Genomic DNA, 23,237 nt, shown 5'->3' on the forward strand with positions numbered 1-23,237 from the left:
ATACAAGACAAAAAAACAATTATGAGAATGCAATCAATAGTTAAAGCTTCTGTTTTTTCTTTGGCCGTTTTATTCATCGCCGCCGGTTGTTCGCAACGCACGGTTACCAGGGTAAGCCCCGATCAGCAAATTGACCTTAGTGGGCGCTGGAACGACACCGACTCCAAGCTCGTGGCAGAGGAGATGATCCGTGATGTGCTCAATCGCCCATGGAGAGAAGACTTTAGCAGAGCAAAAAATGCCAAACCAGTGGTGATCGTTGGCTTGGTTACCAACAAAAGCCACGAGCATATTGAATCTGAGACTTTTATCAAGGACATCGAAAGAGAGTTTATCAACTCAGGCATGGTGAGAGTCGTGCAAAATTCTGTTTTCCGTGAGAAAATGCGTGAAGAAAGGGCTGATCAGCAGGAATTTGCTTCGCCGGAAACCCAAAAGAAATGGGGTGCTGAACTAGGAGCAGACTTTATGCTGTTTGGTACGATCAATTCCATTGTAGACTCTTACAGCAAAGAAAAAGTGGTGCTGTACAAAGTTGACCTTGAGCTTGCTAACCTTCAAACCAATGAGAAGGTCTGGATAGGAGACAAGGAGATCAAGAAGTTCATAAGGAACTAATCTGACGCTATTCAAGTACCAAAATAGAATAAGGTAACGAGCATCCGGTAACTGGCGAGCAAATCTCTACACTACCGGTTGCTTGCTGCTCAGTCTCAAAAAAGCTCTTCAAAAACAATATCTGTGCGCTTTTCGATTAAAATCTTATTGCTTAGCGGCCTGCTGCTGGCTTCCTGTGCAACCTATTACCAAATGAACTATGAGTTCAACCAGAGTTTCGAGTCTGGTGACCTGGAGCAGGCGGCAAGGGTGTTGGAAAAGAACAAAAAGGCCGCCGAAGGAAAGGCCAGGTTCCTGTATTTTTTGAACCAGGGTATTGTGCAGTCGCTGCTCGGTAACTACGAAATTAGCAATGAAGCCTTTGAACAGGCCTATATATTTGGTGAAGACTATCGGGTAAACTACCTCAATGAAGCAGCCTCGTTGCTCACCAACCCGACAATGACAGAGTACAAAGGGGAAGATCACGAACATTTGCTGCTGCTGTATTATAAGGCTATCAACTATTTGAAGCTAGGCGACTATGAATCCGCATTGGTGGAGTGCCGCAGGTTAAATATCCGGCTGGGGACACTTTCTGACAAATATAAAAATCCGGATAAATACAAGAAGGATGCGTTTGTGAACAACCTGATGGGCATTATCTATGAGGCGTCGGGCGATGTTAACAACGCTTTCGTGGCTTATAGAAACGCCTATGAAACTTACGAAGGCGACTACAAGAAATTGTTTGGCATGAGCGCCCCCGATCAACTGAAAGAGGATCTTTTGAGAACAGCCTACCTTAACGGGTTTAGTGATGAGGTGCGCCGCTACGAGGAAGCTTTTGGCAGAAAGTTTACGCCCTCGCCAAAGAATGGAGGAGAGCTTATTTTCTTTTGGAACAATGGGCTTGGGCCAGTGAAGGCAGAATGGTCGATCAACTTTTCCGTCATTCATGGACAGGGTGGTTTGGTTACATTTGCTAACAGCGACTACGGTTTTAACTTCCCTTTTTTCCTGGATAGCAATGAAGACGATAAGAAGCAGGGCCTCGCAGCACTCGAATTCTTCAGGGTTGCTTTTCCCACGTACGTGGAACGCCCGGTGCTATTCAACAGTGCCACGTTGTCAGCCAATGGAAAAAAGTATGACCTGGAAGCCGCCGAGGACGTTAATGCAATTGCGTTTAAATGCTTGCAGGAACGCATGCTGGCCGAGTTTGGCAAGTCGCTTTTGCGGGTAGCATTAAAAAAGGCTGCGGAATATCAGGTGAGAGGCGAGAACCAGGACCTTGGTGCTGCCATAGGGCTTTTTAATGCACTGACTGAAAAGGCCGATACTAGGAACTGGCAAACGATTCCACATACCATCTATTATTCGAGAGTGTCTTTGCCGGAAGGAGAGCAAAAAGTGCAACTGAACCTGGCTTCCGCAACTGGTAAGAAACAACAGCAGGAGTTTACTTTCGACATCCGCAAAGGGAAGACCGTCTTTCATGTTTTTCAGTCGTTGGAAGACATACCTACCGCCAATCCTTACCGCACCTGGTAGTTTAGCGCAATCCATTCGCCATTCATAGTCCTATAAGGGTATAAATACCTTTAGGAGTTGGTATTTAAGTTAGATTTCCGTTTTTTGGAGGTTGGAGAAAAATATAGTTTTAACAAAAACCAATAAATACAATGTTCAAAGCGATGACGAAGAAAGCGAAGTTTATATTGATGTTAGCTTTTTTAGCTAGCCTTTCCCTTCAAAGCTCTTTTGCACAAGACGCAGAGGCTGTAACAGATGAAGAGCTTACGCAGTATGCTACTGTGATGAATAAAATTGATTCAATGAAGGAAGACCTGCAGGTTCGATACAATGAGGTCATCAAGAACAATGAGCTGATGGATGAAGGGCGAAGGTTTCTGGAATTGAAGAAGGCCTGGGGTGACGACGCAAAGCTAGCTGAAATTAATGCCACAGACGAGGAGAAAGCGGCTTATCAGGGAATTCTTGACGAGTATGATAATATGGTGGCTGAGTTTAAGGAAGTATATCCGAACCTGATAAAAGATGATTTAGGTGCTGCGTTGTATAACAAGGTCAGGAACGCAATGAAAAGCGATGCTGAGCTTAAGACAAAATACGACGAGCTACTCGCCAGCATGCAAAGTACTGACGAAGGCGATAGCGAAACCGACGACGGCGGAAGTAACTAACCAAACATAAGGAATCTAAGGGCTGTTATCAGCCCTTTTTTTATGCTTACTAAAAATCAACTGGTAAATTATAATTAGTAAGTGCTATATTTAAAGGATCACTTAATATCCGCCTAACCTCATGTTGACAGAATTCGAAATTGAAACAATGATGGAGATTCCTGCCATCCTTGAAGCCACCCAAAAGCTAAAAAAGGACTTTATAAGAACCGATGCGCCTTACCTTGAGATCGGTGATCATGACTTCTTCGGGCTTATCATGCTGGCCCCGACGGTGGGGGTGGCCCTGGCCAATGGGAGCGTGAGTCTTTTTGAAGAGCTGGCGTTGAATAAAAAGGCCAGGAAAGCGTCAAAAGGCGGCTATTTTCTCAAAAAGGATCCCACTGTGTATGCCATGAAATTTTTGCTCGACAACTACACTAAGTGGGAGGAGAAATTTTTTGATGTGCTCAAAATTGCGATGAGTAGCTCTTTCGATATCGACAAGCTAAAGACAAAAGAGGCTGCTGTTGTTGACAATAATTACGACGAATACAAAAGGACTGTGCTGAACACGCCGTATATACTCATTCGGTTTATCTCCTCTTTTTTCCTTCAGGACGACGAGCACATTATTCAGAGACGGTCTATGAATAAAACCGATTACGAGCGACTTCTGGATATTGGTCAGAAGCTTGACTTGCACAGGATTCCTGTTTTTCAGCAGTTTTGTCAGACATTCAAGGTAAAGGGTTAACGGTCTGTGAATTGTTGGTACTATTTCTGATAGTGATTCGTTAGTGTAAGAAAGATTTCCATGAATAAACTTTGTGTGTTGGCGGCAGGAGTATGGCTGTTAACGGGACTAGCAGGCTGCAAGGACAAGGATGAGCCGCTACCACTTCCTGAAGAGCAGGATTTGGCCATTCAGAACTATTTAGCGGAAAATGAGATAGACAGCGCCACAAAGTCGGATCAGGATTTCTATTATTTTCCTGTGGTAGAAGGAAACTCACTTCCCAATTCCTCTAATATTATTTCGTTTTACTACACAGTAAAAAACATAGACGGTGTTGTTGTGGCCTCCCACACGGCCGGTAATGGCGAGCCCATTAAGGCTCAGAGAAACACCAAAACAATTTATCCGCCTGGTCTGGACGAAGCACTGCAGATACTTGCCACTGGTGATAGCTACGTTTTTATATTTCCTTCTCATAAAGCTTACGGAACCCTGGAGGTATCTGGCGAACTGCCTGCTAATTCTATTGCCATTATTGAAATAGAAGTAGTGGCTGAGGAAAGCATCAATCAGATCAGACAAAAAGAGCTACAGTTGATTAACAACTACATCAGCGATTTTGAAATCAGTAATAATCCTGATACGGTTATCAATCTCATTTCCGGGCTTTCTATTATCAAGACAAAAAGAGATAAACAAGCTGCCGAGGTGCCCTCGAGTGGCACTATAGCAATTAATTGGACCGGTAAATTCTTTAGCGGTGACTCTTTCGGCAGCGAATCCGGTTTTGAAGTGAATATGGGGGCCGATGAAGTCATTACAGGTTTGGAAGCAGGGCTGAACAATATGCGGCTTGGCGAGGAAGCACAGTTGCTCATTCCGTCTGAAATGGCTTATGGAGCGAGTGTGCAGACCGTGCCGCACAGCGCTGGTTTTCAGGACGTACTGATCGAAAAGCAGATTATTCCTGACTACGGGGCAGTTATCCCACCCTACACGCCATTAATCTTTGAGGTAACTGTAGTTGAATATCAATAGTTGGGGCTTTTTCCTAAAAATTGATTAATTTCAAGGCTGGAAAATTAAACAGGTTGAAGTTATTTAAGCTTATTTTTATTCTTTTTGGTGTATGGATACTTTGCGCCGAGACTGCGCTTGGGCAAAAACCTGGATTTGTACCTCCACCACGCCGAAAATCGAGCGACCTTTACAGAAACCCTGTGAGGGTGATGCTCAATCAGTTTTCCATCACAGGAACGACTGGTTATGGCTTGGTCATGTACAGCCATGAGCTCAATAATGTTTATTTCTACCAGTCACAAAGTAATCAAATCATCGTTCCTATTGTTGAGGGGGAGCCAGCCCCAACCGGAGTAATAGCTGGCAACAGCAACTGGTTCAACAGAAGCACCTACGGAGACACGCTCGACCTCACCAATTATTTTGAAGTGCCATACAGGCCTTTGGACGAACCTGTGTTTAACCCGGAGTTAAGGAGAGAATTCAGTATGGCCACCGACACCATGCCGCTTAAGTTTAGGTCATTGTCGCATAGTATCCCTATAGGGGTGGTTGTACATTTCAACTATCTGAATTTTAGAGCAGGGGCGGGGGCAACATTTGAAAGGCAATATTTCACCTCTTTTAAGCCAATTACTTTCAAAGAAACGATCCGGCCTTTTGAACCGGAGGTGTCTCCGGTCTTCTTTCAAAGGTATTTTGCAACGGTTGGCTATAAATTTTATGACTTCTGGAGCTATTCTTTTGCCGGTGAAGCGCAAATAGGCGTTTTGCGTGGTGGAGGAAAAATAAAAGGAGAGCAGCCCATTTATGACTATGCTGTGATACAACGAGGGGCCTTCTTTAATTTGGGGATTTCAATTGAAAAGAACCTTTCTGAGTATTTCAGGGTCATTGTGAAGCCTTCTTTCGACTACCACACATTCAACACCAACCTGACAGAAGCCGGTATTGCTATTCCACACAAGCAACAAACCTTCTTTATCCAAGCTGGTGTTTCTATCAATATTCCGGATATCCGCCGTTGCCCATTGCCCTCCTGCGCCATACAGCTGAAGCATGCGCACAATGGCAACAATGAAATTGTAAGGGGCCAACCCATCACAAAACATCAGAACCCGAAAATGGGTCAAAACCATAGGAAACTCTTCCGCTACAAGTGGAAAAACCGCAATAAAATTGAGCCCTATTAGGTCGTGAAATTGATCACTTATCCATTGCATTTTTTTTAGTCGTCAACAATAATTTTAACTAACTTGCGCTCTGTTTTTTTGGAGCGTTTGAACATAATTTATGGCAGAAGAAGACAAGTCAAATATCATCCCAATTAATATTGAAGATGAAATGCGGGGTGCCTACATCGACTACTCCATGTCGGTGATTATTTCCAGGGCACTTCCCGACGTTAGGGATGGTCTGAAACCGGTTCATAGAAGGGTGCTTTTCGGCATGCTTGATCTCGGTGTGAACTATAACAAGGCATATAAGAAGTCGGCGAGAATAGTAGGTGAGGTACTGGGTAAGTACCACCCTCATGGTGACTCCTCGGTGTACGATACCATGGTACGTATGGCTCAGGATTGGTCATTGCGTTATCCGCTGGTCGATGGTCAAGGCAACTTTGGTAGTGTCGATGGTGATTCACCGGCAGCCATGCGTTACACGGAAGCCCGATTGAAAAGAATTGCTGAAGAACTGCTTGCCGATATCAACAAGAATACGGTTGATTTTCAGCCCAATTTTGACGACTCACTGGAAGAACCTACAGTGCTCCCAGGCAAGTTTCCTAACCTGCTGGTGAATGGAAGCAGCGGTATTGCCGTAGGTATGGCTACTAACATGGCCCCTCACAACCTGAGTGAGGTGGTAGACGGCACGATTGCCTATATCGACAACAAAGAAATTACCGTTGAGGAGCTGATTAAATATGTAAAGGCGCCTGATTTTCCAACCGGGGGCATCATATATGGCTACTCTGGCGTAAGGGCGGCGCTTGAAACCGGCCGGGGCAGAGTGGTGATGCGTGCCAAAGCTGAAATCGAAGCAATGCCGTCGGGCAGGGAGCAGATCATCGTTACGGAAATTCCTTATCAGGTCAACAAGGCCTCGATGATTGAAAAGACTGCCGCACTGGTAAACGAAAAGAAGATAGAAGGCATATCTGACATCCGTGACGAATCGGACAGGGACGGCTTCAGGATCGTTTATGAATTAAAAAGAGATGCGGTGGCCAATATCGTACTCAACAAACTGTATAAATATACGCAGCTTCAGACCTCATTTGGCGTAAACAATGTGGCCCTTGTTAAAGGACGTCCGCAAACGCTCAACCTGAAGGACCTGATTCAGTATTTTGTAGAGCACAGACATGAGGTGGTGATCCGCAGGACCCAGTTTGAGCTGGATGAAGCCGAAAAGCGTGCCCATATCTTGCTGGGCTACCTGATCGCTTTAGATAACCTGGACGAAGTGATCAACCTGATTCGCTCATCAAGGGATCCTGATACAGCGAAAACGGGACTGATGGAGAAGTTTGGCCTGAGCGAGATACAAGCCAAGGCCATTCTGGAAATGAGACTTCAGCGCCTTACCGGCATGGAGCGTGAGAAAATCCAGAAAGAGTATGATGAAGTAATGGCGCTGATCGACAGGTTGAAGGAAATCCTGGAGAAAGAAGAGCTTCGTATGGGCATTATCAAAGACGAACTTCTTGAAATGAAGGACAGATATGGTGATGAGCGTCGCACGGCCATTGAAATGGTTGGTGATGAGTTCACCATGGAGGATATGATTGCCGACGATGAAATGGTCATTACTATTTCACATCAGGGCTATATCAAGCGCACACCACTGGTTGAGTACCGAACACAGGGCAGGGGTGGAGTTGGCGCAAGAGGTGTGACCATGAAGGACGATGATTTTCCTGAGCACCTTTTTGTAGCTACTGCCCACAACTACCTGCTGATTTTTACAGCGCTGGGACGTGTGTTTTGGTTGAAAGTGTATGAAATTCCTGAAGGTGGTAAGGTAACCAAAGGAAGGGCGATACAGAACCTTATCAATATTGAGCCGAGTGATTCCGTCAGAACCGTTATTAATGTGAAGAACCTTTCTGATGCGGACTACATCAACAATAACTACATCATGATGTGTACCAAATTGGGTACCATCAAGAAAACTTCGCTTGAGGCTTATTCAAGGCCTAGAACGAACGGTATCAACGCCATTAATGTGGTGGAGGGAGACCAGTTACTTAGTGTGAGCCTTACTAACGGCGATAACCACATAGTGATTGCCAAGAGCAAAGGAAAGGCCATTCATTTCCACGAATCCGATGTGAGACCGATGGGACGGAATGCGACTGGAGTGAAAGGCGTTACCAGAGAAGGAGCCGACGATATTGTAGTTGGCATGGTTGCTGTATCAAGGGAGGATACGAATATTCTGGTTGTTTCTGAGAAAGGCTATGGAAAGCGTTCTTCGATAGAAGACTACCGTATTACGAAGCGTGGCGGAAAAGGTGTTAAAACGATCAACATCACAGAAAAGACTGGTTCACTTGTTGCCATCAAGGAGGTGGTAGATACCGACGACCTGATGATTGTGAATCGCTCAGGCATCACCATCAGGATTTCGGTAGAGGTGCTGAGAGTAATGGGCCGGAATACGCAGGGAGTGAGGCTTATTAAACTTAACGACACGGATGCGATTGCTTCGGTAGAGAAAATAGAGGCAATTGAGGAAGACGAAATAACGGAAGAAGGAGGCGAGGTTGACGGCGAAAATACGAGTCCTGAAGCGTCAGATGCTGAAAACGCTAATAACGACGAGCCACAAGACGAATAATTCTAAATGATTTGTAAATTTGTTCAATCGAACCAACCAAAGGAAATAAACTAAAACTGCAAAAGAAGATTATCACTATGAAAAACATGCTGTTACTTCTCGCTGGTGTGCTTTTGTTCACGGCGAGTTATGCTCAGAAAGGCAATGTGGTGAAGGCTGAAAGCCTCCTTAATAAAGGAGATGTGGCCGGCGCAAAAGCCGAGATAGATGTTGCTGTTACTATTGAAAAGAACGCCAGTAAGAGTAAGACCTTTCTTACAAAAGGAAAAATTTATAAGGCCATAGCTACGAGTGAAGACCCAGCCGTTAGTGGCCTTATGGACACAAACAAGGCTATTGCTGAGGCTTCTGAAGCGCTCAAAAAGGCGATGACTATGGAGTCTGAAGGTTCGGTAAACTACAACTTTGCCGAATACGAAGTGGAAGACTTTTGGAGCAAGTTCCTGAACACAGGTGGAGAAGTTTATGGGGAAGAGGACTACAATGGTGCCTATGAGAACTTCTACAAGGCCTCTCTTATCAAGCCAACCGACTCATTGACGTTGTTTTACGCAGGTGTTGCGGCGCAGCAGGCTGAGATGACAGATGAAGCGATGAAGATGTACTACAAACTGATCGATCAGGGTGATGCCAACGAAGACATCTACTCCACAATGGTTTATCTTGAGAGAAGTGAAAAGAAAAACGATGCCAAGGCACTTGCTTTGTTGGAAAAGGCGAAAGTAGCTTTCCCTGACAATGCAGACTTTATGCGTGAGGAAATCAATATTCTGATTGCTATGAAAAAAGGCCCTGAGGCCATCGAGAAGTTGAAAGGCGCTATTGAAAAGGAGCCGGACAATGCTTCGCTTTACCTTAACCTGGCTGTTCTTTATGACAATTTGAGTGTCCAGACTGAAGCTGACGGTAACGCTGCTGAAACGCAGGATCTTATTGCTAAAGCTCAGACAAATTATGAAAAAGCGTTGGCTATCGAGCCAGGAAACTACGTTGGGAACTTTAACCTTGGTGTAATCTGGGTGAACAGAGCCAAAGTATATTACGACAAGGCGAGAGCCATGGATTTGAAAACCTATCAGAAAGAAGGCGGTAAGCTGGTGGAAGAAGGTGACAAAGTGTTAACTAAGTCGTTGCCTTATCTTGAAGCCGCCCATGTTGCTGAACCAGAAGATTGTTCTGTAATGGGGCCTTTGATGTCGGTGTACACTCAATTGAAGAAGAATGCGAAGGCAGAAGAAATTGCTGATGCACAAGACGCTGCTGGCTGTAATTAATAATATTTGACTTCGGTCGAAGAGCCCTGCTGGAAATACCGGTGGGGCTTTTTTTATGCGTTTTGCATTTTGATGCTGGAAAGCAAAGCTTCCTTTTCCATTTCACTCACTTCCAGACTATAGAAGCCAAATTCGTCCACCACTTTTCCTGTTAGCCTGTAGAACCCTTTGCCACGAAAAGGATGTTTCCTGGCAACTTGTGGGAAGTGCGTAGTATCAATGAAATTGCCTTCCTGGTCAATGAATGTGCCAAAGTGCATGGCATCGCCCTTGAGCGTGCTGGTGTTTTTTGTGGCAATGAGGTAACCCAGCATTGTGACAGTTTTTCCAAGATAGGCTGGAAACTGCGATGCCATTACGGGCTCAAACGGAATGTCTCGCAATAACAAGAACGGATCACAAAGTGGATAACCAAGTAAATCCAGCTCATCAAAGGCATTGTCCAAGGGATCAACTGTTAATGCAGGCAGCTCAAAGTCCTTGATGGAGGGAAGTCCGAACAACTGCTGTTCTTGCATCTTGCTTTTGGCACCACCCATTTTGCCAAACATATAATGCGACTCCCATAGCAGCCGCTGTTTGGTTTTTCCTGTATAACGGAGCGCACCTACTCTTAGCAAAAGTGTCAATTGGTCGAGTGAAATGCCTGTTCTGCTGACAAGATCTTCCAGGCTCAGGAAGAGTCCTTTTTTGTGCCGACTTCCCAGCACCCTTTCGATGGTGGTCGCTTCCAGGTCTTTCACTGACCCAAGCCCAATCGTGATGGTCTTTCCATCAATTGTGGTTTGGTTCTCGCTTTTATTGACACAAGGGGCCTCAATAATAGCTCCATGCATTTTGGCTTCGTGGGCATAGAGCTCAGGCTTGTAGAATCCACCACCATTATTGAGCGTGGCCACCATATACTCAAGAGGGTAGTAAGCCTTCAGAAATAGGCTTTGATAGCTCTCCACGGCATAGGAGGCTGAATGCCCTTTGGAGAATGCATAGCCTGCAAAGCTTTCGATCTGATGCCACACTTCCTCAGTCAGTTTCTTATCGTAGCCTTTTTCACAACAATTGTTGAAGAATCGTTCTCTCACTTCCTGAAACTCCTCTCTGGACCTGAACTTGCCTGACATTCCTCTGCGCAGAACGTCTGCTTCGGCCAGAGACAGCCCTGCGAACATATGTGCCACTTTTATCACGTCTTCCTGATAGACCATAATGCCATAGGTTTCTGGCATGATATCCATCATCACCCGGTGGGCATCTTTTCTTCGCTCAGGAAAACGGAAGCGGAGAATATACTCTCTCATCATGCCCGACCTTGCCACGCCAGGCCTTATGATGGAACTGGCGGCCACCAGGCCGAGGTAGTCGTCTACCTTCAGTTTTTTGAGCAGCATACGCATGGCAGGCGACTCGACATAAAAACAGCCGATCGCTTTACCCTCTCTAAGAAGCTCCTTCACCCTTTCATCCTTTTTGAATCTTTTGATATCGTGGATGTCGATTTTTGGATCAGCCGGATTGTTGTTGCTGATGATGTCAATCGCTTCTTTTATTTTCCCAAGACCACGCTGGCTCAGAATGTCGAACTTGTACAGACCAACGTCTTCGGCAAGCACCATGTCGAACATGGTGGTGGGAAATCCTTTAGGTGGCAGGTGAGTGGCGGTGAAATAAGTCATCGGTTTTTCACCGATCAGAATGCCTCCTGCGTGGATACTCAGGTGGCTGGGAAAATCGTGGATAAGCTGACTATAGCTCATGATCTTTTGCACCAATTGATCGGGCACCTTCCCGCTTTTTGTGTTGGTGTTCATCTCTTCGATTTCGATTGAAGGAAGTCCAAAAACTTTTCCTAACTCCCTCGCCACCGATTTGTACTGGAATGTGCTGTAGGTAGCCAGCAACGCAGCGTTTGGGAAGCGGTTGAAAATATATTGAGTAATATCCTCTCTGTCTCTCCACGAAAAGTCGATATCGAAATCGGGAGGATTTGTTCTGTAAAGGTTAATGAAGCGCTCGAAATAGAGATCAAGCTCAATCGGATCCACATCGGTTATGTGCAGCAGGTAGGCCACAATGCTGTTGGCACCGCTGCCCCGCCCGACGTAGAAGTAGTTTTTGCTGCGGGCGTACCGGAGAATGTCCCAGTTGATAAGAAAGTAGGCTACAAATCCTTTTGCACGGATAGTTTCCAGCTCTTTGTTGATCCGCTCCTGAATTTGCCGGGTAGGTTTTCCGTAGCGATAAGAGACGCCGTCCTGGCAAAGTTTGGAAATGAGCTGGAAGTCGTTTGTTTCCGAACCAGTATAGGTTTTTAGGTTTTGGTGGGGCCGGTCGTCGCTGAAATCAAAAAATATCCCGGATTCACCGGCTATTCGCTCAGCATTGAGCAGTAATTGTGGGGTTTCTTTGTAGATGGTTGCCAGCTCTGCGGGCGAGTAAAAGTGGTCGACATCGCCAGCCAGCTGCCAGGGTTCGAGCTTGGTCAGCAGAGCATTTTCAGCAATAGCCCTTAACAGCCGGTGTGTGTTGTAGTCTCTTTTGTGCCTGAATGTGGAAGTTACCAATGCAACAAGCTTATTCTTTGGGAGAGACTCTTTCTGCAAGTGCAGATAGGTAATTTCATGCGGTTTGATGCCAACCCATTCGTGGGGAAGCAAGTTGTGAAGGCTTTTTCTATAAATCTCCCACGGATAGATGACGGTGACATTTTGCCACTTTTGAGGCGCACCCGACGGAATGGGCGGTGAGCCTTCTCTGAGGTGCTTTGAAAGGTGTTCGTTTATTTCCTGAAAGCCCTCATTGTTCCTGGCTATAGCGATGTAGAGCTGCTGAAGGTGATTCCGGAAATCAACCCCCAGAATGGGCCTGATGCCATATTTGGAAGCCTCTCTTACAAACTCAAGACAACCGGCGGTTGAATTAATGTCGGTCAGGCACAGTGTGAACACACCCTTCGTTCTGGCTTCCTCAAGGAGCTCGTTGGGGCTCATAGTGCCGTATTTGAAGCTGTAATAAGAGTGGGTGTTGAGGTACAAGATGGCAGGTTTTATGTTTACCCCGCTAAAATACTAAATAAATTAGCTTTATCACTCTTGTAAATACTATATAATTTAGTTTTTCTAACGACGATAACTCGCAAGTTGTTGAAGGTTGGCTATTTCCTTTCACTCGATTATCGTGCAGGTCTCAGAATATTATTTGTTATGGGCATTCGCCAATAGCACAACTCCAAATAATTTGCTGTACCTTTGCAGCTTAATCTATATTAAGTTTTAATGAGTATATTTTCTGAGCTTGGGTTATCAGAGCCCTTGCTAAGGGTTCTTCCCGAATTGGGGTTTGAATCTCCTTCTCCCATCCAACAGCAGTCCATTCCGTTATTAATAAGTGAGCCCATCGATTTTATTGGCCTTGCTCAAACGGGAACAGGAAAAACTGCGGCCTTTGGTTTGCCGCTGCTGGACCATGTGGATAGTAGTGATCTTACCACACAGGCGCTGATTATAGCGCCAACACGTGAGTTGTGCCAGCAGATTGCGGCGCAGCTTGTAGCATTTGCCAAGTATTATCCCAATTTACGTATTCAGACAGTTTATGGTGGAGCGCCAATAGGCCCTCAGATAAAAGCCATAAAAGCCGGAGTGCAGATCATTGTGGCAACTCCCGGCAGACTCATCGACCTGATTGACAGAAAGGTCGTGAAAATTGAGACCATTGACATTGTCGTTCTCGATGAAGCGGACGAAATGCTCAACATGGGCTTCAAAGAAGACATTGACGCCATTTTGTCCCACACACCGGAGGAGAAAGCCACCTGGCTTTTTTCGGCTACCATGCCTCGTGAAATCAGATCATTGATCAAGAAGTTCATGAAGGATCCGGTAGAGGTTTCGGTGCAGTCGGGTAATGTGGTGAATACCAATATTGAACATCAGTATGCCGTTATCAGGGCGTCTGACAAAATAGAGGTGCTTCGGAGATTTATCGACTTCCAGCCTGACATGCTGGGTATTGTGTTTTGCCGAACCAAGATAGATACCCAAAACCTGGCTGTAGAGCTTACACAAAGTGGCTATCATGCTGAAGCTTTGCATGGAGACCTTTCGCAACAGCAGCGTGACCAGGTGATGAAGAAATTCAAAGCCCATGCCGTTCGCCTGCTGATTGCTACCGACGTGGCTGCCAGGGGCATTGATGTGAACGACCTGAGTCACGTGATCCATTTCTCTTTACCAGATGATTCGGAATATTACACGCACCGAAGCGGCAGAACAGCAAGGGCGGGTAAAACAGGTATTTCTCTGGCACTGATTACGCACCATGACATCCGTAAAATCCGCTTCATTGAAAAGAAGCTGGGCATTGGGATGAAGAAAGTGCAGGTGCCGGCAGTTAGTCAGATATTGAACAGTCGGCTTGAGCACTGGGCTGACAAAGTGATGGAAACTGAGGTAAACGAAAGCCTCGACATCAAAATTCACGAGAAGGTGGTAGCCATGTTTGCTGAGATGAACCAGGAAACCTTGCTTGCCAAGCTTTTGTCGAGACAAATGGAGCTTATAGGCTACAAAGAAGTATCGGACAAGAACCTGAACGATGACCGTACCGGAGACCGGGGCAATGACCGGGGCATGGAACGCAGAGGTGACCGCCGTGAAAGGGATGGCAGAAGGGATCGCAACGATTTCGGCAGCGAAAGAAGAAGTGACCGCAGAGACGAGCGTCCCGACAGGCGAAGTGATCGCCCTGATCGTGGCTTTGACAAACCAGCTAGAGCTGAAAGGCCTTCGAGACCCGAAAGAAGTGATAGACCTGTGAGGTCTGAGAGCAACGACCGGCCAGTGAGGTCTGAGAGGCGTGAAAGAACAAACAGTGAAACTGGTTCCGGGCCAGCAGGCAAGGGCATGGATCGCTTTTTTATCAACATCGGTAGTATGGACCAAGTGAACAAGGGCGAATTGCTCAAATTCATTTGTGATCAGACGAAGCTGAGAAAAGACGATATAGGACAGATTCAGCTCAACAAGAGCCATTCGTTTTTTGAGGTGGACGCAAAGAGCGCCGGTAAAGTGGCAAGCAGCTTCAAAGGGCTGGTGATTGACGGCCGGGAGCTGAGAGTTAACAAAGACGAACCGAAAGGATAAAGCATAAAAAAGCCTGGCATCGACCAGGCTTTTTTGTGTCTATTTCTCTGTAATTATTCTGGGCACGTTTTCTTTTTCCAGCAACTGATTGAAAGCAGGGAAGTCAGTCGTCAATACTTCATCATACGGCTTTCTTAGGTCAATAAACTGTTTTTTGAGATCGTCGTATCGCTCCAGCATGCCTGCTGTTGGTTTATTGTGATCGTCAATCACCACACCGTAAAGCCTGGCTATGTGGTTAGTGAACTTCCTCTCAAAATTGATTTCGTCCTGGCTGGTTTCAATCTGATTTTGGAATATAGCGTCTTCTGCTTCGGTCAGCTTCTTGTTCAATGCCGTTGCCTTGTCTTTGATTGCCGAAGAATAGCCAGCTTTTTCCGACCTTTCTGCAATGGCCTTTGCCTGCTCCCTGATAGCCCTCATGTTTCTGATCAAATCCTGGCTTTTGGTGATGTAGTCGGTCATTTCTGAAGCGAGATCAAATTGGGCCTGGTAGTCGGCTGTTGTAATGTGAGGCCAGCGAGGGTCTGCCTTTAACTCAAAGGTCTCGGTTTGGGAATAGTCTCCAGCCGTTAGTTTCACGGAGTAGGTGCCAGGCACAGCTTTTGGGCCAGGCGTTCTGTTAGCGCTGAACACCATCGCCATAAAGTTATCAGCCATTTTTGGGCCGGGGTACATCAGGTTCCACGACAGGCTGTTCATGCCTTCTTTTAGTTCCAACTCTTTTTCTCCCTTTGCCTTGTCGGGTTTGCTTGAGTAAACCACCGGAGTAACATCCCTCGCATCCATTATTTCTAAAGTCACTTTGTCGTCGGTCTTACTCACAAAGAAGTTGATATCTGCTGACCGCCCGTTCCAGCCGCCTACATTGGTTCTGTAGGTGTCTCTGGGCTTGTAAAGGAAGGCATCCCTTGCCATCAGGTCATCGTTGAGCTGGTGCAGGGGTGTAAGATCGTCCAGTATCCAAAAAGCCCGGCCCTGGGTGCTGATGACAAGGTCTTTCTCATGTACCTCCATATCGGTAATGGGCGTTACAGGCAAGTTAAGCTGAAAGGGTTGCCAGTTTTTACCCTCATTGAAGGAAAGGTACATACCGAATTCTGTGCCGGCGTAGAGGAGCCCTTTTCTGTCGGGGTCTTCAGCGATGGCTCGTACAAAGTGATTTGCAGGAATGCCGTTTTTACCGTTGGTCAGCGTCGACCAGGTAGCACCAAAGTCGTTGGTCATGAAAATGTAAGGGCTGAAATCCTTCCTGCGGTATTTGTACACAGCCACGAACGCTCTTCCGGCCTGATGAGACGATAGCTCAATCTTGTTCACAGTGCCCATGGCGGGCATGCCGGGAGGGGTGATGTTTTTCCACGACTTGCCGCCGTCTCTCGTGATGTGCACCAGCCCATCGTCGGAACCGGCCCACAGCTCACCTTCATTGAAGGGAGACTCCTCCAGCGCAAAGATGCTTGAGTACACTTCTACACCTGTGCCGTCGTGCTGAATAGGGCCACCAGGGATACCCAACGTTTCAGCGAACTTAGTGGTAAGGTCCGGGCTTATCACTTCCCACGACTGCCCTTTGTTAGTTGACTTGTGCACATAGTTGGAGCCGTCGTAAATAACGTTTGTGTTGAATTTTGAAATCAGTACAGGGAAATTCCACTGCCAGCGGTACTTGAGCTTTCTTTGCTCGGTACCTTCTGTATAGTGAGGGTAGGCCGTTACCTGGCGCATTTCGCCGGTTTTCTTGTTGTAGAAAGTTATCTCGCCGCTGTAGCTTGTTGCATAAATGATGTCGGGGTTGGTTGGATCCACCGCCACGTCAGCCGATTCGCCACCGCCAACGCCGAACCACTCTTCGGTGTCGGTGAGAGAGCCGGAAGAGTAGGAGGGAACTGAGATGGTAGTGTTGTCCTGCTGGCCGGCATAGAGACGGTAAGGAAACTGGTTGTCGACAGTGACTCTGTAGAACTCTGACGTGGGCTGGTTCTGCTGGTGCGACCAGCTTTTGCCTCCGTTGATAGATACAGTAGCGCCACCATCGTTGCAGTGGATCATAATGTCCGTGTTGTCGGGATTGATCCAAAGGCCGTGGTTATCGCCATGGGGCACTCTTATGCGGGTATCGAATGTTTTGCCCCCGTCAATCGATTTGTAGAAGCCCACGTTGTTGACGTACACTGTGTTGGCATCTTTCGGGTCGGCGGTAATATGGGTGTAATACCAGCCCCGCTGGCGAAGCTCGTGGTCCCGATTGATTTTCTTCCAGGAACCACCGGCGTCGTCGGTTCGGTACACGCCGCCTTTGCTTTCGTCGGCCGTTTGTATCAGTGCCCAAACACGATCAGGTTGAGCAGGTGAAATGGCTAGTCCGATGCGGCCAAGAAGCCCAGTCGGCAGTCCGCCTTCCAGCTTTTCCCAGGTCTCACCCATGTCTTTCGACTTCCAGATGCCGCCTTCCATGCCGCCGTCGGTCATGGCCCAGGGTTTGCGATCCGCACGCCACATCGCCGCATACATGATGCGAGGGTTGGCGGGGTTCATCTCTATATCTATAGCGCCAGTGCTGTCGCTTACGAATAGCTTTTTTTTCCAGCTTTTGCCTCCATCAATGGTTTTGTACACTCCCCTGTCCGGGTTGGGGCCGAAAGCGTTACCCAGAGCAGCTACCATGGCAATGTCAGGATTAGAGGGATGAACAACAATTTTACCGATCTGTCCCGCATTGGGTAGACCAATGAAGTCCCAGGTTTTTCCTTCGTCCATGGTTTTGTACACACCAATGCCGGGAGAAACATTGCCTCGAAGACAGGCGGAGCCAGTGCCGACATAAATCACATTTGGGTCGGAGGGAGCCACGGTAATAGCACCAATGGAGCCCACCTGAAACTGGCCGTCAGTGATATTCTCCCAGTTCCAGCCTGCGTCGTCTGTTCTCCAAACGCCGCCGCCCTGCGATCCCATGTAGAAGGTGTAGGGACTTTGAGGTATGCCAGCAACGGCAGTAGCTCTTCCGCCTCTGGAGGGGCCAACTGACCGGTATTTCATTTCCGAGAAATACTTTTGGTCAATGGTTTTGGGAGGTTGGGTTGTCTGGGCTTTTCGTTGTGCCAGGGCGGTTACTGCAAAAGTCACTAGCAGCAAGGGGAGCGCAAGTCTTTTCATGGTTAAGTTGTTTGATCTTCAATTGTTAGCCTCAAAGTATGAAGAAATAGACTTTGTGTTTAATCAATTTCGTAGCGCTGGCCGATAATAAGGATAATAGGGGGAGATTAGAGACGACTAAGGTGCGTAATTCACCTCCGTTGTTGCGCCCGTCACCAACGTTTATATAAGATTCAAGTAAACTGTATCGATATTGATTTACATTTATAAAAACAAGTTAGATGAGCTTTATGAGGGAAATTCTAAGATTCTCGATGTTTTTAGTGTTGTTGCTAACTGCCCTATCATGTTCTCCTCCACAGTCAGGGACGAAAGCGGTTGGTGAACAGATCACCTGGCCCGACTCAATACCCTGGTGGAAGGCGAATAACCTTCGCACTATGCAGACCAATCTCCCTGCTTATGAGGCTGATCTTAATGTAGACTCACTGATCAATGATCTCAAAGCTTTCTCGGTGAACACGTTGATCATCAATGCCGGTGGCATTATGGCCTTTTACCCCACCAAACTGGAAGACCAGTACACGAACTCTTTTATGAAGGAAAATATGTTGGGTGATGTAATCAGTAAATGCCATGAGAACGGCATTAGGGTAATTGTGCGATTTGATTTCAGCCGGGCTCACGAAAGCATTTTCGACAGGCATCCTGATTGGTTTTATCTGTCGCCAAAAGGAGAGCGGATCAGGAACGACGATATGTATGTGATTTCCATTAATGCACCCTATGAGCAAAAGGTGCTTTTCGACATTGTTGGTGAGGTGATTGACTTGTATGCTATTGATGGTATTTTCATCAACATGCCGGGTTACCAAACACGAAATGCCTATGAAGGCGTTTATCACGGCATTGACCAAAACCCCTACGATAAAGAGCGGTTTATGGAGTACAGCGGTATGACCCTGCCATTGGTGGAGGACGACGCTGACCCGGTATTTCAAAAATACCAGGAGTTCAAAAAGTTCACTGTGGATGACTTGATGAAGCGACTACATTCCATGGTGAAGGCAAAGAATGAGCAGATCGCCATTTGCACGTACATGGGCAACTACGTCGACATCATCAGACATGAGTCGCACCCAAGTGGCCTGCCTTACTGGCCCTATTCAGCCTCTGACAATGTCAACAACGTAGAAAACAGCTACCCTGACCACATCATAAGTAACGCAAGTATCCAACAGATTTCTTTTCAGTCGAGGTACAACGCCGTGGAACCTGAGGAGTCGGCCATCAGGCTGTATCAAAACATTGCCAACGGCTCAGGGCTCGACATGAGCATCATGGGCGATTTTCAAGGGAATGAAGACGAGAGGAGTTATGGGGTTTTCAGAGAAGTATATGCCCACCACAAAGCCAACGAAAAGTACTACGGTCATTATATGTCTCCGGCTGAAATCGCCGTGGTATCGCCTGGCTACTGGCCGGGAGGCGAGCGTGCGCAGGAATACAGGGGCATTCAGCTCATGCTGAAGGAGGCTCACCTTCAATTTGATCTGATAGAAGATGCCCAGTTGTCGAAACTGGGAAATAAGATGAAAGGCTACAAGGTGATCATCCTTCCGGAAATTGTGAGTCTGGACAGCGGATCACTGGCTGTAATTAAGGCAGCAGTTGCTGGCGGCACACACCTGATTGCGACCAATAAGTCGTTGAGTGGGCACCCGGATGCGCTGCTCGAGCTGTTCGGTGCAAAGGCTGTCCAGCCAGATCAGGACGGAGCAGGCTATTACCTGGCGCCTGAAAACAAATCAGTATTTAAAAGCTTTGATTTACAGAGTCTTATCATGTTTAAGTTTAACCTTGGCTTTTATAATTTTGACCAGGCTGACGAAACCTATTTGCCCATTTACACACCTGGCCGACCAGGCCCTCCCGAGAAAATAGGAGGCCATGAACCGACAGGTTACAAGGCCGTGGCCGTGAAAAACCATTCTGCAAGCAAAGCTGTTTTGATGCCCATCAATCTCGGCAGATTGTACTACATACATGGCTACGAAGAGCACAAGCAGATACTGCTTGATATAATCAATTACCTGGAGCCCGGCATTAGCGATTTGTTCACAACTAATGCGCACCCGAGAGTAGAGGCGGTGTTGCAAAAGTATGTAGAGAACACCCCCGAGAACTTTGGCAGGCAGGAGGAAGACGGTATCATTTTACATCTGGTGAATATTACAGGGTTTAGTGGCAACACGTTTTTTGAACCACTTACAGTTAATGACCTGGAATTCAGGGTGCGATGTGAAGTTAAACCATCCAGCGTGTTTACGATGGTGGGCAGTGATCCGGTTGACTATCGTTGGAGCGATGGGTACCTGCAACTCAAGATAGAGGAGTTGGGGCAATATGAAGCTGTGGTTATTGAAAAGTAGAAAAAAACATAAGGGCAATGGTAAATATATTTTCTTTTAGCCGACCTGAGAAATTATGGAGCTTTTACCTAGCTTTCATAAACCATTGATTTTTAAAACTATGAAAACATTTTTTCCTATTGTTTTACTGTTCCTGACTGTCCACCTTGCTGTAGGGCAGGATGATGGTGCTAAAACCGAAAAATTCGGCAATGCTACTATCGACAAATACATTGCCTCCGTTACTGAGTTTGCCAGCAAACAAAAAGGACTGTCTTCAACTCTGGCAAAGCTGGATGGAGATATTGACAAAGCGTCAAAGGAAGAGGATGAAAGTGCTATAGACGGCCTGCTCTCCAGGTTCAAAGACCTGGAAAGCTCTTACAAATCGCTGGATACAGACTCGAAACGCCTGTCTACTGACGGTGCCACTGCTTCAAAGGCTAGTTCGCAATGTGGCACCAAGGCACCGAAATGTGCAGAAGGAGTGAAGAAGGCCACCGCATTACTTGATGGTTCGATGAAAGCTATTGTTACAGACAAAACCAAAATGACCGGGCTGAAAGCTAAGGCCGAGGCTGCCAAAAAGAAGTTTGGCGGTTCCGGGGAATGACATTCCTATCATTAAGCAATTGCAAAACGCTATGATGCTTTAATCTTAGCGTTTTTTGTTAGTTTCAAGTATGTTGAAAAATTATACCCTGATAATCTGTTTCCAGCTGTTGACGTTTTGGGCAGCTGGCCAAACCATTAATTACCCTGCTGATATCCCCGGAATGGAGCGCCTGGTAATTAAAACTAAAGAAGCGCTGGCGTCCAATGAGATTACCGACTATGACATTGCCATTAAACTAGGAGCTGATCCCAACGTCAAAGCGGAAGGCTACCGGATAAACTGGAATGGGAACCAAACCATCATTTCAGCTAATGACTTCTCGGGTGCCCGGTACGGGCTCCTGGCTTTTACAGAGGAAATTGTCAACGGCGGGAAACCGAACCAAATAAATGGAAGGCAGGTCAACCCATCCATGGAAGTCCGGGCCATCAAGTTCAACCTGCCCTGGGATGCCTACCGGGAGAGCCTCAGCATGGACTACCACCTGAGCACCTGCCGGGATTTGAAGTTTTGGGAGGCTTTTCTGGATATGATGATGGCCAACCGTTTCAACCAGCTGGCGTTGTACAACATGCACCCTTTCCAATACATGGTGAAGTTACCCAACTATCCGGAAGCCAGTCCTTTTACCGATCAGGAAATGGCCGACTGGCAGGCGTTCTGGAAAGGGCTGTTCCGTATGGCCAAAGAAAGAGGAGTAGAGGTATTTATTGTCAACTGGAATATTGTGGTGCCTGAATCTTTTGCCAAACACCACGGTGTGAAAGCCCTCAATGATACTTCGCAAGTGGTGAGGGACTATACAAGGGAGGCGGTGACTGCTGTCATTGATACCTACAACGACCTGTCAGGCCTTGGTGTAACCCTGGCCGACTGGATGACAAAAATGACAGCAGCAGAGCGGGAGGACTGGATTGCTGAGACGTTTGTAGCAGGCATGAGAGCGGCAAACAGGCCGGTGAAGTTTCTGCACAGGGCCGTGTTGTCGGGCTCAAGCAATGAAATGAGACGCATACTGGATGCTGCTGATTTTCAAGATCCTGTGCAAGTAGAAGTGAAGTTCAACTGGAGCCATGGGCATTCAACACCGAAGCTTTTGATCACCCACGCCAGCGAGTCAGGCGCTGTGAATACCGGCTATTGGAATCCGGCCCCTGAGAACTACAAAATTGAGTGGATGGTGCGCAACGAGGACTTCTTTATTCTCCGGTGGGGCGAGCCAGACTTTATCCGTAGCCACATCAAAACCAATACAGCCGACTATATGAACGGGTATTATATTGGTTCTGAGGGCTATATACCTGCTTTCGAATACTTCACCAAACCTGAAATTGGTCGCACGTGGAACTACGCCTTCGAGCGCCAGTGGTTGTTTTACAGTCTTTGGGGCAGGCTACTGTACGATATCAACACGCCTGACAAGGTATTTGAAGAACAGTTCAATCGAAAATATCATATGGATCAAGGGCCGCAGATGTTGGAGGCATATAAACTGGTGAGCAGGATGCCGTTGAGGCTGGCTTCGTTCTTCGGTTCTACCTGGGACTACACACTTTACGCTGAAGGGTTTATGTCGCCGGTAACACCTCCGGGGTATGGCTACGACGACAAGGTCTCCTTCTTTATTTCATTGGAAGAGCTAATGGACCGTAAGGTGCTGGATCCGAGCTACCTTTCTATCAAGGACTATGTGGCTATTCAGGTCGAAAAGAAAAAAGTGTCCGAGAGTAAAAAGACGCCTTTGGATCTGGCAAATGAATTGACAGCCAATGCGGCGGAAGCAGACGTCCTCATAAAGTCTTTTACCGCAAAAGGCACTATTTACACCAGTGAATACAATCAGGAAATAGATGATTTGAGAGCCTGGTCGCTCCTGAGTCGTTATTTTGCTAAGAAGCTGCAGGCAGGGGTTTATCTTGGGCTATTTAGGAAAAATGGAGACACACTTCAAAAGCAACAGGCAGTCAAGGCCCTGGAAGAAGCCCTTGTTATCTGGAAAGAACTTTCGGAGGTAACCTCCAAAAACTACCTCGAAGTGCCCTACATTGTTGGTGGTGTTTTTGGTTTCCAGGATGAAAGGAAGGACTACTTTTCCTGGAAAAGCCTTATTCCAGAAGTGGAAAGAGATATTGAGGTGGCGAAATCTGCCAGCTTCCAAAAGTGACCTTTCAAAAAACTTTGAACAGAAAGGCTAATCTCTTTTGGAGAGGAGAGCCATTTCTTGCGTTGAGGCTCCGAAAACGTTTCTCGCATCTTTCACGAAACCAAAATATAAGATTGGTGTTCCATTTCTTTAACCAATGCTAAA

The 23,237-nt window shown here is 46.7% G+C and carries 14 protein-coding genes; 12 read left to right on the plus strand and 2 right to left on the minus strand.

Going from position 1 to position 23,237, the window contains the following annotated elements:
• Positions 1-27 precede the first annotated feature (27 nt).
• From AAC052_RS16330 to AAC052_RS16365, 8 genes are all read left to right on the plus strand, one after another.
• The gene (locus AAC052_RS16330) at positions 28-618 is read left to right on the plus strand and encodes a penicillin-binding protein activator LpoB (protein WP_339814630.1); all 591 of its coding nucleotides are present in this window, start codon (positions 28-30) and stop codon (positions 616-618) included.
• Between the two features lie 123 nt (positions 619-741).
• Positions 742-2,151, plus strand: coding sequence for a hypothetical protein (locus tag AAC052_RS16335; RefSeq protein ID WP_339814631.1), 1,410 nt, complete (start codon positions 742-744; stop codon positions 2,149-2,151).
• Between the two features lie 131 nt (positions 2,152-2,282).
• On the plus strand, positions 2,283-2,804 hold the full coding sequence (locus AAC052_RS16340; RefSeq protein ID WP_339814632.1) for a hypothetical protein: 522 nt from the start codon (positions 2,283-2,285) through the stop codon (positions 2,802-2,804).
• A gap of 121 nt (positions 2,805-2,925) precedes the next feature.
• Entirely contained in the window at positions 2,926-3,540 is a 615-nt protein-coding gene (locus tag AAC052_RS16345; RefSeq protein ID WP_317491857.1) for a hypothetical protein, read from the plus strand.
• 60 nt (positions 3,541-3,600) lie between these two features.
• Positions 3,601-4,560 carry an FKBP-type peptidyl-prolyl cis-trans isomerase gene (locus tag AAC052_RS16350; RefSeq protein ID WP_339814633.1) on the plus strand — a complete coding sequence of 320 codons (960 nt, stop codon included), beginning with the start codon at positions 3,601-3,603 and terminating at the stop codon, positions 4,558-4,560.
• Between the two features lie 53 nt (positions 4,561-4,613).
• Positions 4,614-5,735 carry a hypothetical protein gene (locus AAC052_RS16355; protein WP_339814634.1) on the plus strand — a complete coding sequence of 374 codons (1,122 nt, stop codon included), beginning with the start codon at positions 4,614-4,616 and terminating at the stop codon, positions 5,733-5,735.
• A gap of 100 nt (positions 5,736-5,835) precedes the next feature.
• The gene (gene gyrA, locus AAC052_RS16360) at positions 5,836-8,388 is read left to right on the plus strand and encodes a DNA gyrase subunit A (RefSeq protein ID WP_339814636.1); all 2,553 of its coding nucleotides are present in this window, start codon (positions 5,836-5,838) and stop codon (positions 8,386-8,388) included.
• An 86-nt stretch (positions 8,389-8,474) separates the two neighbouring features.
• A complete protein-coding gene (locus tag AAC052_RS16365; protein WP_339814638.1) occupies positions 8,475-9,662 on the plus strand; it encodes a hypothetical protein in 1,188 nt (395 codons plus the stop codon).
• Positions 9,663-9,715: 53 nt separating this feature from the next.
• On the opposite strand, the gene dnaE is transcribed toward AAC052_RS16365, so the two are convergent.
• Positions 9,716-12,694, minus strand: coding sequence for a DNA polymerase III subunit alpha (gene dnaE / locus AAC052_RS16370; protein WP_339814640.1), 2,979 nt, complete (start codon positions 12,692-12,694; stop codon positions 9,716-9,718).
• Positions 12,695-12,934: 240 nt separating this feature from the next.
• Between dnaE and AAC052_RS16375 the strand changes: the two genes are divergently transcribed.
• The gene (locus tag AAC052_RS16375; protein WP_339814641.1) at positions 12,935-14,803 is read left to right on the plus strand and encodes a DEAD/DEAH box helicase; all 1,869 of its coding nucleotides are present in this window, start codon (positions 12,935-12,937) and stop codon (positions 14,801-14,803) included.
• A 39-nt stretch (positions 14,804-14,842) separates the two neighbouring features.
• On the opposite strand, the gene AAC052_RS16380 is transcribed toward AAC052_RS16375, so the two are convergent.
• Positions 14,843-17,962, minus strand: a complete 3,120-nt coding sequence (locus AAC052_RS16380; RefSeq protein WP_339814642.1) for a glycosyl hydrolase — start codon at positions 17,960-17,962, stop codon at positions 14,843-14,845.
• 380 nt (positions 17,963-18,342) lie between these two features.
• Between AAC052_RS16380 and AAC052_RS16385 the strand changes: the two genes are divergently transcribed.
• From AAC052_RS16385 to AAC052_RS16395, 3 genes are all read left to right on the plus strand, one after another.
• Positions 18,343-20,334, plus strand: a complete 1,992-nt coding sequence (locus AAC052_RS16385) for an alpha-amylase family protein (protein ID WP_339814644.1) — start codon at positions 18,343-18,345, stop codon at positions 20,332-20,334.
• A 100-nt stretch (positions 20,335-20,434) separates the two neighbouring features.
• The gene (locus AAC052_RS16390; RefSeq protein WP_317491848.1) at positions 20,435-20,926 is read left to right on the plus strand and encodes a hypothetical protein; all 492 of its coding nucleotides are present in this window, start codon (positions 20,435-20,437) and stop codon (positions 20,924-20,926) included.
• 109 nt (positions 20,927-21,035) lie between these two features.
• Entirely contained in the window at positions 21,036-23,093 is a 2,058-nt protein-coding gene (locus AAC052_RS16395) for a hypothetical protein (RefSeq protein ID WP_339814645.1), read from the plus strand.
• Positions 23,094-23,237: the final 144 nt, after the last annotated feature.

It is taken from the genome of uncultured Imperialibacter sp. (genome assembly GCF_963974565.1).
Classification (GTDB): Bacteria; Bacteroidota; Bacteroidia; order Cytophagales; family Cyclobacteriaceae; genus Imperialibacter; species Imperialibacter roseus.